At 69.9% G+C, this 11,029-nt stretch carries 9 protein-coding genes and 1 pseudogene; all 10 read right to left on the bottom strand.

Features of this window, described 5'->3' with window-relative positions; genetic code table 11:
- The coding region (locus ACTHNQ_RS20200; RefSeq protein ID WP_440335708.1) for an ABC transporter permease subunit at window positions 1–596 on the bottom strand (596 nt) is incomplete at its 3' end.
- On the bottom strand, window positions 593–1,432 hold the full coding sequence (locus ACTHNQ_RS20195; protein WP_440335707.1) for an ATP-binding cassette domain-containing protein: 840 nt from the start codon (window positions 1,430–1,432) through the stop codon (window positions 593–595). The genes ACTHNQ_RS20195 and ACTHNQ_RS20200, both read right to left, overlap by 4 nt.
- A 103-nt stretch (window positions 1,433–1,535) precedes the next feature.
- Entirely contained in the window at window positions 1,536–2,609 is a 1,074-nt protein-coding gene (locus ACTHNQ_RS20190) for a sugar ABC transporter substrate-binding protein (protein ID WP_440335706.1), read from the bottom strand.
- A 296-nt stretch (window positions 2,610–2,905) separates the two neighbouring features.
- Window positions 2,906–4,153: a sugar ABC transporter permease gene (locus ACTHNQ_RS20185; protein WP_440335705.1), complete on the bottom strand. Its 1,248-nt coding sequence runs from the start codon at window positions 4,151–4,153 to the stop codon at window positions 2,906–2,908.
- Between the two features lie 209 nt (window positions 4,154–4,362).
- Window positions 4,363–5,124 (bottom strand): annotated as a pseudogene (locus tag ACTHNQ_RS20180) (ATP-binding cassette domain-containing protein); the annotation flags it as partial.
- A gap of 10 nt (window positions 5,125–5,134) precedes the next feature.
- Complete coding sequence (locus ACTHNQ_RS20175) at window positions 5,135–6,247, bottom strand: sugar ABC transporter substrate-binding protein (RefSeq protein ID WP_440335704.1); 1,113 nt, start codon at window positions 6,245–6,247, stop codon at window positions 5,135–5,137.
- A 9-nt stretch (window positions 6,248–6,256) separates the two neighbouring features.
- A complete protein-coding gene (locus ACTHNQ_RS20170; RefSeq protein WP_440335703.1) occupies window positions 6,257–7,492 on the bottom strand; it encodes an ROK family transcriptional regulator in 1,236 nt (411 codons plus the stop codon).
- A gap of 122 nt (window positions 7,493–7,614) precedes the next feature.
- The gene (locus ACTHNQ_RS20165) at window positions 7,615–8,979 is read right to left on the bottom strand and encodes an MFS transporter (RefSeq protein ID WP_440335702.1); all 1,365 of its coding nucleotides are present in this window, start codon (window positions 8,977–8,979) and stop codon (window positions 7,615–7,617) included.
- A 127-nt stretch (window positions 8,980–9,106) separates the two neighbouring features.
- Window positions 9,107–9,985 carry an NYN domain-containing protein gene (locus ACTHNQ_RS20160; protein WP_440335701.1) on the bottom strand — a complete coding sequence of 293 codons (879 nt, stop codon included), beginning with the start codon at window positions 9,983–9,985 and terminating at the stop codon, window positions 9,107–9,109.
- Window position 9,986: 1 nt separating this feature from the next.
- On the bottom strand, window positions 9,987–10,985 hold the full coding sequence (locus tag ACTHNQ_RS20155) for a Gfo/Idh/MocA family protein (protein ID WP_440335700.1): 999 nt from the start codon (window positions 10,983–10,985) through the stop codon (window positions 9,987–9,989).
- Window positions 10,986–11,029: the final 44 nt, after the last annotated feature.

Below are 11,029 nucleotides of genomic sequence, written 5' to 3'. Positions count from 1 at the left end.
CCGCCCCAGACCGGCAGGTTGCCGTTCTGCAGGGCGATGAGCTCGGGGACCTCGAGGCGGAACTGACCGCCCGAGCCGATGACGACGAGCGCGAGGCCCTGGAAGCCGAGGAACAGACCCAGGGTGACGACGAAGGACGGGATGCCGACGCGCGCGACGAAGAAGCCGATCAGCGCACCGGTCGCGATGCCGAAGCCGAAGCCGACGAGGAGCGCCAGCGGCCACGCCACATGGAACTGCGCGTTCAGCACCACGAAGAGCGCCATGCCGACGCCGCCCGTGACACCGGCGGACAGGTCGATCTCGCCGAGCAGCAGCACGAAGACGAGTGCGATGCCGAGCACCACGAGCGTCGCCGCCTGGTTCATGAGGTTCGCGAAGTTGCGCTCGGTGAGGAAGTACGGGCTCAGGATCGAGAACAGGATGCCGAGCACCACGAGGCCGCCGACGGCCGGGAGGGCCCCCATGTCGCCGCCGCGCACGCGCTGCCACCACGCCGACAGCTGGTCACCGAGACCGCCTTCGACGCCGCTGCCGATGAGGTCGCTCGACACGGGATCGGGCGCTGCCTCGGTCCGGGTCACGCTGCTGGTCATTCTGCGCCTCCTTCGGTGCGAATGGTGGAGGTGTCGATGATGCCGACGCCGCTCTGGGGCGTCTTGGTGCCGGTGATGTAGCCGACGATGTCGTCGCGCGTGGTCTCCGCGGTCGGGATCTGCGCGACCATCTGGCCGAGGTAGAGCACGGCGATGTCGTCGGCCACGGCGAACACGTCCGCGAGGTTGTGGCTGATGAGCACGACGGCGACGCCCTGCTCGGAGAGTCGCTTGACGAGGTTGAGCACCTGCTCGGTCTGCGCGACGCCGAGCGCGGCGGTCGGCTCGTCGAGGATGACGACGCGGGCCTTCTTCAGCACGGCGCGCGCGATCGCGACCGTCTGACGCTGGCCGCCCGAGAGGCTCGAGACCTTCTGGCGCACCGACTTCACGGTGCGGACCGAGAGCGACCGCAGGGTGTCGGACGCCTCCTTCTCCATGCGCCCTTCGTCGAACGTGCCGAACGACAGCTCCTCACGGCCGAGGAACATGTTCTGGACGATGTCGAGGTTGTCGCACAGTGCGAGGTCCTGGTAGACGACCTCGATGCCGAGCCCCGCGGCGTCGCGCGGAGCGTGCAGGTCGCGGTGCTCGCCGTCGATGAGGACTTCGCCCTCGTCATAGGGCTGGACGCCGGCGAGGCCCTTGATGAGCGTGGACTTGCCGGCGCCGTTGTCGCCGACGAGTGCGGTCACCTTGCCGGGGCGGACGACCAGGTCGACGCCCTTGAGGACGCTCACCGGACCGAAGGACTTCTTGATGCCGACCAGCTGGATGATCGGCTCCGCGTCGCGGCCGACCGGGGCTTCGACGGGCGGGGAAATGGTGTCTGACATGCTCGCTTCCTTGCGGGACTCGGGGCTGCGGATTCGGGTCAGGTCTCGTGCGTGCGAGGGCGCCGCGCCTGGTCGACGCGACGCCCTCGCCGTGCGAGAGGACTTACTTGGTGACCCCGTACTGCTCGCAGGCAGCCATGACGTCGGGCGTGCAGACGTCGTCGTAGTCGGCGTCGCCGGCGGCGACGACGTCCTTGACCTTGTCAGGGCCGACGAGGATCGGCGTGACCTGGATGTAGGGCGTGCCGTCGTCGAGCTTGGCGCTGGCGGAGGGCTTGTCGCCCTTCAGCAGCGAGACGGCGGTGTCGACCGCGGCGGTCGCCTCGTCCTTGACCGGCTTGTAGACCGTGGCGGTCTGCCAGCCGAGCAGGATGTTCTGCAGGCCCGCGACGTTCGCGTCCTGACCCGAAACGGCGACGCCGGTCAGGTTGTTGTCCTGCAGGACCTTGATGACGCCGGCCGCGTTGGTGTCGTTGGCGACCCACACGCCGTCGACCTTGCCGCCGAGCGAGGTCAGCGCCTGCTCGAAGTTGGTCTGCGACTTGGCCTGGTCCCACACACCGGTCGGCTCGGCGGCCGGCTTGATGCCCGCGGCCTCCATCACCTTGACGGCGCCGTCGTGGAACATCGCGGCGTTGCCGTCGGTCGGGTCGCCGCCCATGTACACGACGACCGCGGTCGCCGGGTCCTTGCCGGCGGTCTTGAGGCCGTCGAGGACCGTCTGGCCCTCGAGCTCGCCGACCTTCACGTTGTCGAACGAGACGTAGTAGTCGGCGCCGGTGAAGGGGCGGTCGTAGGCGATCACAGGGATGCCTTCGTCCTTGGCCTTCTTGGCGACGGCCTCGGCCGCGCCCTGGTAGTCGACGAGGAGCATGACGCCGCAGCCCTTGGTCAGCTGCTGGTCGGCGATCGTCGAGTACTTGTTGACGTCACCCTGGGCGTTCTGGATGTCGGCGTCGAAGCCGGCGGCCTCGAGGCCCTCCTGGAGGTACTTCTTGTCGAAGTTCTCCCAGCGCGGCGAGGACGCCGCGTCGGGCAGGATGACACACGCGCGGCCGGCGGAGTCGGATCCGGCGTCGGTGCTGCCGCCGTCGTTGCTGCTGCTCGAACAGCCAGCGAGAGCCATGGCTGCCACGCCCGTGAGGGCGGCCACAGCCAGGAGTGAAGACTTCTTCATCTTGCGCCTTTCGTCATTGAAGCGAGCGGGTGACCCAGGACCGTCCCTGTGTTCATCGCTGAAGCGATCATCGACGATGAGGATTCTTATCGTCAAGTCTTGAACGTAACGCTTTGGCAACGCAGAGGAACCGGTCGGAGAGACGTCTGGGCGCCCGAGGCGGAGAGAACGTTTACCGTGCAGAATGCCCGGTATGCGGCATCCTTCACCGTATTTCTGCGCAGTGGAAGACGCAGGTCAGAGGGTTGCGCGGCTGACCGCGTTCGTCAAGTGAAGGCAGCGGTGTGTCGTATCGTTCAGGCCCGGCCGGTCGCCGCCCGCGTGCGACGCGACAGCGAGTCGACGATGACGGCGAGCACCAGCACGACTCCGGTGACCATGAACTGCACCGACGAGTCGAGGTTGAGCAGCGTCAGCCCCGACGAGATCGACTGGATCACGACGATGCCGACGAGGGCCGAGAACGCCGACCCGCGGCCGCCGAACAGGCTCGTCCCGCCGATCACTGCGGCAGCGATCGCATTGAGGTTGACGTCGCCGGTGCCGGAGCTCTGGTTAGCCGACGCCAGGCGCGCGGCCGCGAGGATGCCTCCTGCCGCTGCGAGGGTCGAGCACAGGGCGAACACCGACAGGTAGATCCGGTCGACGCGGATGCCGGCGCGCCGGGCCGCCTCGACCGACCCTCCCACGGCGTACACGGAGCGACCCCACCGTGTGCGTGTGAGGAGGAAGTTCATCACGACGACCAGCGCCAGGAAGAACAGGAACATCACGCCGACCCCGCGGTCCAGCGACAGGTACCAGATCGCCGCGACGAGGAAGACCAGCAGCACGCCGCTGCGCAGGGCGATGGCGCCGTAGCTCTGGCTCACCAGATTGGCGCCCGCTCGCCGCTGCGCGTGCCGCACGTGCGACCACGCGTACACCCCGACGCTGGCCACGGCGAGGGCGTACGCGGCCCACGGCGGGAGGTACAGCTGCTGCGCGAACTGCACGATCCACGAGTCGAACGGGATGGCGATCGACCCGGTCTTGCCGAGCACCCACAGCTGCAGGCCGAGGAAGCCCAGCAGGCCGGCCAGGGTGATGACGAAGCTCGGCAACCCGAACCGGGTGAACAGGTAGCCGTAGAGAAGCCCGACGAGGCACCCGATCGAGAGGGCGGCGAGGAGGGAGAGGACGAGGTTCCACTGCAGCTGCACGAACGTCACGGCGAGCACCGCAGCGGCGAGCCCTGACACCGAGCCGACCGACAGGTCGATCTCGCCGACCAGCAGCACGACCACGACACCGAGCGCGATCGTGCCGATCGCGGCGCACTGCATCGTGAGGTTGACGAGGTTCTCGCTGGAGAGGAACGCCGGGTTCAGCGTCTGGAAGACCGTCCAGATCACGACGATCCCGAGCACGACCGGCAGTGCGCCGAGGTCGCCGCCGCGGACCCGCGCCACGAATCCCTCGACGAGGCTCCGCAGGCCGCTGCCGCTGAGCAGCCGCTCGTCCGTGGCCGGGTCGACGAGCCGTTCGTCGCCGTGGGCGGTCACCGGCGACCGTCCTCACGAGGAAGGCGGCGCGAGCCGGTGCGCGGCATCCGGATGACGGTGCCGCCGGTGTCTTCGTCGACGGGCGGCTCGTTGTTCGTCGCGGGCTCGGCAGCTGCCGGCCCCGATGCTGCGGCCGGTCGCGAGCGGCCCGGCGCGACGCCCGGGACCGCAGGAGCGGTCGCCGCCGGGGGCGTCCAGCGCGCGCCCGAGTGGTCGACCGCGCCGGTGATGGCGGCGATCAGCGTCTCGCTCGTGACATCCGCGACGTTGTACACGCCGTTGTTGCGCCCCAGGCGGAGCACGACGACGCGGTCGGCGACGGCGAGCACGTCGGCCATGTTGTGGCTGATGAGGATCACGCCGTGGCCGCGCTCCCGCAGCCGCTCGATGAGGTTGAGCACCTCGGCGGTCTGGGCGACGCCGAGCGCGGCGGTCGGCTCGTCGAGGATCACCACGCGCGGCTCGCCGATCAGCGAGCGCGCGATCGCGACGGTCTGGCGCTGTCCGCCCGAGAGCGAGGCGACGGGCACCCGCACGGACGGGATCTTCGCGGACAGCTCCCGCAGCAGCGTCCAGGTGCGCTGCTCCATGTCGACCTCGTCGAGCGTGGCACCGTCGCGCAGCTCGCGCCCGAGCCACAGGTTCGCCACCACGTCGAGGTTGTCGCACAGGGCGAGGTCCTGGAAGATCGTCTCGATCCCGAGCTCCTGCGCGTCGGCGGGGGAGTCGATGTGGACGTTCTCGCCGTCGAACTCGATCGTGCCCGCATCCGGCGGGTGCACCCCCGCGAGCACCTTGACCAGCGTCGACTTTCCCGCGCCGTTGTCGCCGACGAGGGCCACGACCTCGCCCTCGTTGACCCAGAAGTCGACGTCGGTGAGCGCCTTCACGGCGCCGAAGCGCTTGCCGATGCCGCGCATCGTGAGGACGCGTTCACGGGGGCGTCCGGTTCGCGGGTGCGTCATCGACATCCTCCGGACCCTACTCGATGCCCGCGGCCGTGCACGCATCGGCGTAGGTCGGCGTGCAGATGTCGTCCACGGTCCAGAACCCGTCGGCCACGACGGTCTGCATGATGTTGTCGACGGTGACCGCGACCGGGTCGAGCAGCGTCGACGGCGTGCCCTGGATCTCGAGGGGTGCGGTCACCGGCTCGCCGTGCAGCAGCTTGACCGCGACCTCGGCCGCGAGCTGCGCCTGCGGCTTGATCGCCTTGTAGACGGTCATGTACTGGTCGCCGGTGAGGAGCCGCTGGATCGCGGACAGCTCGGCGTCCTGCCCCGTGACGATGGGCCAGGGGCTCACATTCGCGACCTTGAGCGCGGCCACCGCGCCACCGGCGGTGGCGTCGTTGGCGGCGTACACCCCGGCGATCTGGTCGCGGTGCTGCGCGATCTGCCCGGACACCCATTCCTGGGCCTTCTCGGGGTTCCAGCCGGGGGTGTCGTACTCGGCCACCACGTGCAGCCCGCTGGCGTCGATGATGCTGTGGGCTCCCTCTTTGAACAGGGCGGCGTTGCTGTCGGTCGGCGAGCCGTTGACCATGAGGATGCCGCTGCCCTCGCCGCGGTCGCGCATGCCCTCGACGAACGCAGTGGCCTGCAGCACGCCGACCTTCTCGTTGTCGAACGACACGTAGTAGGCGAGGTCGCCGCCGGCGACGAGCCGGTCGTACGAGATCACGGGAACGCCCCGCGCGTTGGCCGACGTCACGATGCTGACGGCGGCGGTCGCGTCGACAGGGTCGAGCACCAGCACGCCGGCGCCCGCGGTGAGGGCGGACTCGGCCTGCTGCTGCTGCTTCGCGGCGTCCTGGTCGGCGTTGGCGTACAGCACCTTGTAGTCGCCGAGCTCGTCGACTCGCTCCTCGAACAGCGGCCGGTCGAAGGTCTCGTAGCGCGCGGTCTTGGCATCGGGCAGCAACAGCGCGATGGTCGAGTCGTCGGGCGTGCCCTCCGGCGCCGGCGTCGCGGTGCACGCGGCGAGCGTCGCCGCACCGAGGAGGATCGTGGATGCCGCCGCCAGCGCACGCCGCAGGCTGCGCCGCGAGGGCGCCGGGCGCCGTCGCGGCCGGAGAAGTCGCGTGAGGGGCATCGGAAGAGCCTAAGCCGTGATGGGGAGGGAGGATGCACCGGGAAGGGGGTCGCCCGGCATCCCGTCGAGGCCCGCCCCGCTGTCGAGGACAGTCACATGGTCGAGCGCGATGGCGATGGCCCCTCGCGTCTCGGCCCATTCGCCGAACGACGCACCGACGATCTCGGGCAGTCCCTCGCCGGAGGGGAGCGCGGTGCGTTCGAGCGAGTGCCGCATCGGCGCCATCAGGATCTCACCGGCCTGGCCGAGCTCTCCGCCGACGACGATGAGCTCGGGATCGAACAGATTGCACAGGCTGGCGGCGGCGATCCCGATGTGGCGTCCGGCGTCGGCGATGACGCGCCGTGCGCTGCCGTCGCCGGCCTCGGCCGCCTGCAGCAGGTCGCCCAGGCGGTGCATGCCCTCGCTCGGCGGGAACAGCGACAGCAGGGCGGGGCCGCCGGCGTACGTCTCGAGGCAGCCGCGGTTGCTGCAGCGGCAGATGGGCCCGTTCTCGTCGAGGGTGACGTGCCCGATCTGCCCGGCCTTGCCGTTGACACCGCGGAACAGGTCGCCGTCGACGACGAGGCCTGCGCTGATCGTGTGACCGACGCGGATGAAGACGGTGGATGCCGCAGCCCGGCCGTTGCCTTCGCGCGCCTCGGCGAGCCCGCCCAGGTTGGCCTCGCTGTCGACGTAGACGGGGCGTCCGATGCGGACGGACAGCGATTCCGCGACATCGACGCCCTCCCAGCCGCGGAGCAGGCCCGGGGTCGACACCATGCCGGTGCGCGGGTCGATGGGCGCGGGGAGCGCGAGGCCCACCGCGTGAAGGTCGGAGAGCGAGCTGCCGAGCGACTCCATCATGTCGCCGAGGAGCAGGGCGAGGCGGTCGAGCTCGGAGTCGTGCCGGTGGTCGAGGGGGAGAGGCAGCGACGACTGCGTCACGATGGTGCGCGCGGTGTCGGCGATCGCGATGTGCAGGTGCCGCGAGCTGTAGTGCACGCCCGCGACGAGGCCCAGTCGGCGTGCGAGCGACACGAGGGTCGCGCGGCGCCCGCTGCTCGTCGTGAACGACGTGTGCAGCAGTCCCGAGGCCGTGAGCTCCTTGACGATGTTCGACACCGTCGCGGGCGAGAGTCCCGTGCTGCCGGCCAGCTCGATCTGCGTGAGGCGGCCGTGGCGCTTGAGGGACTCGACGACGCGCGCGCGATTGGCCTCGCGCAACGAGGTCTGCGAGCCCGGCGGGGCGTTACGGCGTGCCACGGTCACACTGTACCGGAGGGATGTTTCGGCCGCCCGATCGGGGACGAACCGTGACCTGCCGTCCAGGTGGCGTGGAGGAACGGACGCCCCGCGGTGCGCGGGGCGTCCGTCCGTGGCGTCGATCAGGCCGATGCGACGTCTCGCCGGAGACGCGCCTCGTCGAGGCGATCGAGGTCGTGCAGCGAGGATCCCTTGGTCTCTCGCAGCGAGATCACCGCCACGAGGGTGATGGCCGCGGCGATCGCGAGGTAGATCGCGACAGGCTGCCACGAGCCGAACGCCGACAGCAGCGCGACCGCGATGATGGGCGCCAGCGATCCCGCGACGATCGAGGTGACCTGGTAGCCCAGCGAGACGCCCGAGTACCGCATGCGGGTGGGGAACATCTCGGACATGATCGCGGGCTGCGGCGCGTACATGAACGCGTGGATGACCAGTCCCAGGCAGATGGCGAAGATGATCACCCCGGGGTCGCGGGTGTCGAACAGCGGGAAGGCGATGAAGCCCCATGCCGCGGCGAGGACGGTGCCGATGAGGTACACGGGCTTGCGCCCGATGCGGTCGGCGAGGGCCCCGATCGGGGGGATCACGAGCATGTGCACGACGTGCGCGATGACCAGCCAGCTGAGGATCTGCGCGACGTCCATCTCCAGCGCGGTGCGCAGGTACACGATCGAGAACGTCACGACGAGGTAGTACATGATGTTCTCGGCGAAACGGAGGCCCATCGCGGTGACCACGCCGCGCGGGTAGCGCTTGATGACCTCGAGCACTCCGTAGCGCACGTGCTCCTGCTCCGCGACCTGCTTCTGCACCTCGAGGAAGATCGGCGCATCGCTGACCCGGGTGCGGACGTAGTAGCCGACGGCGACGATCACCACCGAGAGCCAGAACGCCACGCGCCAGCCCCAGGCGAGGAAGGCCTCCGGCGAGAGCGTCCAGCTCAGCACGAGGAGCACGATCGTCGCGATGAGGTTGCCGACCGGGACGGCCGCCTGCGGGAACGACGACCAGAAGCCGCGCGAGCGGTCGGGGGAGTGCTCCGCGACGAGCAGCACGCCGCCGCCCCATTCGCCGCCGACGGCGAACCCCTGCGCGAAGCGCAGCAGCACCAGGAGCGCGGGCGCCCAGTAGCCGACGAGGTCGTAGGTGGGGAGGCATCCCATCAGGAAGGTGGCGACGCCGACCAGGATGATCGCGAGCTGCAGCAGCCTCTTGCGGCCGTACTTGTCGCCGAAGTGCCCGAAGACGATGCCGCCCAGGGGTCGCGCGATGAAGCCCACCGCGTAGGTGACGAAGGCGGCGATGATCGGCGCGAACGGGTCGTCCGACGGCGGGAACATGACGAGGTTGAACACGAGCGTCGCCGCGGTGGCGTAGAGGAAGAACTCGTACCACTCGACGACGGTGCCCGCCATCGAGGCGGTCACGACGCGGCGCAGGCCGGATGGGGCGGTCGTGGGATCGGATGCTGTGGCGGATGCCATGCGCTGAACCTCCTTGTAGAGCGCGGGACGGTCGGAGCGACCGCCCGCGACGCTACCTGACGGAAGATTCAGGTTTCAAGAAGATGCACATGAGAATCCCCTCACCGGGGGTTTCATGTTTCACGTTTCAGCGACGCGACGGCGCCAGCCTGATGAGCACGATGTTGCCCGACTCGTCGACCTCGGCGACGTCGGGGTGCGCCTTGACGAACTCCGAGAAGCTCTTGTGGCCGAGGCCCTTCTCGCTGAACGACGGGTCCAGCCGCTTGATGAGGCTCTTGACGGCCGAGGCGTGCTGCCACTCCACGCCCTCCTTGTCGCTCTCCAGGCGGAGGGCGCGCTCGAGGAGGCTCTCGATCGGGTCGGCCGGCGACTTCTTGGCGCGGCGCCCGCCGCGCGACGTGCCGGTGGGGGCGGCATCCTTCTTCCCCGCCGGAGGCGCGGCCACGCCGGGGAGAGCGTCGTACGAGTCGAACTGGTCGCACGCGGCGGCCAGCGACTTGGCCGTCGACCCGGCGACGCCGACGCCCACGACGAAACGGCCGAGCCGCTTGCAGCGTTGAGCGAGCGGCACGTAGTCCGAGTCGCCCGCCACGATCACCACGTGCGTCAGGTCGGGGAGGCGGAACATGTCTTCGACGGCGTCCACCGCGAGGCGGATGTCGGCGCCGTTCTTGGCGTATGCGGCGGCGGGGAACAGCTGCACGAGATCGACCGCGCGGGCGACGAGCTGCGAGCGGTACTCGGCGTTCACCGGCGCCGACCAGTCGGCGTACGCACGCGTGAGCACGAGCGTGCCGAACGACGTCGCGTAGTCGATGATGGCGCCCACGTCGATCGTCGCGGCCGCGAGGCGCTCGGCGATCTCAGGGTCGGAGGCGTCGGCGGCGATCTTCTGCCGGTCGCGCGAGTACGAGTTCTTGCCGTGCACGCGGTCGTACCACGACATCACGATGTTGTCGAAGTCGAGGTAGACCGCGACGCGCGCGCCCTGCAGATCGGCCATGTCAGTCCTCTCCCTCTCCGGGGTAGCGGACGCCCACGAGGGAGCGGATCTCGTCGAGCGTCGCCATGATCGCCACGCTCTCGTCGATGGGCAGCTCGTCGGAGTCGGTGCGACCCGCCGCGATGATGCGCTCGGCCGCCAGCGCCTGGTACTGCATGCCGCGGCCCTCGATCTCGGAGCGGTACTCCTCGAGCACGCGGCCGTCCGGCTCCACGACGCGGAACGAGGTCGGGGAGTACCAGACCCGGTCGATGTCGATGCGCGCCTCGGTGCCGATGACCGATGCGGTGTTGGGGCCGGCGGCGCGCGACGCCGACAGCGTCGTCGACAGGGCGCCCGAGGCGTGCGACATGATCGTGGCGACCTCGGTGTCGGCGCCGGTCTCGCCGAGCCGTGCCGAGGCGAGGATCGACAGCGGCTCGCCCAGGATGTCCCACGCGAACGACACGGGATAGATGCCGAGGTCGAGGAGCGCTCCGCCGCCGAGCTCCAGGGCGTTGAGCCGGTGCGCCGGATCACTCGTGATGAGCTGCGTGTGGTCGGCGGTGAGGGCACGGATCTCGCCGAGCACCCCGGATGCCACGATCTCGCGGATGCGGATCATGTGGGGGAGGTACCGGGTCCACATCGCCTCCATGGCGAGCAGGCCCCGCTCGGCCGCGGCGTCGCGCACGGCGGCGGCCTCGGCGGCGGTGAGCGTGAACGGCTTCTCGACGAGGACGTGCTTGCCGGCCTCGAGGGCGAGCAGCGCGTTCGCGGCGTGCATGGGGTGCGGCGTCGCGATGTAGACGATGTCCACGTCCGGGTCGGCGACGAGCTCCTCGTACGAGCCGTGCGCGTGGGGGATGCCGAAGTCCGCGGCGAACGCCTGGGCCGACTCGAGACGGCGGGAGCCCACCGCGACGACGTCGAGTCCGGCCGTGCGGAGGTCGCTGGTGAAGGCGCGCGCGATGCCGCCCGGGCCGAGGATGCCCCAGCGGAGAGAAGCCTGTGAAGTCATGACTCCGAGGCTAGCGGCACGCGTCCGCCGGCGGCGTGCGTGGC

Source organism: Microbacterium sp., assembly GCF_051953575.1.
Taxonomy (GTDB): Bacteria; Actinomycetota; Actinomycetes; order Actinomycetales; family Microbacteriaceae; genus Microbacterium.
Note: the sequence above shows the minus strand (reverse complement) of the source record. Positions and strands in the feature narration are given on the sequence as shown.

Bases quoted from the DNA above. Each gene is read 5' to 3' on its own strand.
- ACTHNQ_RS20160 (WP_440335701.1), bottom strand. From the start codon at position 9,985: ATGGCCGATCTGCAGGGCGCGCGCGTCGCGGTCTACCTCGACTTCGAC.
- ACTHNQ_RS20190 (WP_440335706.1), bottom strand. From the start codon at position 2,609: ATGAAGAAGTCTTCACTCCTGGCTGTGGCCGCCCTCACGGGCGTGGCA.
- ACTHNQ_RS20195 (WP_440335707.1), bottom strand. From the start codon at position 1,432: ATGTCAGACACCATTTCCCCGCCCGTCGAAGCCCCGGTCGGCCGCGAC.
- ACTHNQ_RS20165 (WP_440335702.1), bottom strand. From the start codon at position 8,979: ATGGCATCCGCCACAGCATCCGATCCCACGACCGCCCCATCCGGCCTG.
- ACTHNQ_RS20175 (WP_440335704.1), bottom strand. From the start codon at position 6,247: ATGCCCCTCACGCGACTTCTCCGGCCGCGACGGCGCCCGGCGCCCTCG.
- ACTHNQ_RS20155 (WP_440335700.1), bottom strand. From the start codon at position 10,985: ATGACTTCACAGGCTTCTCTCCGCTGGGGCATCCTCGGCCCGGGCGGC.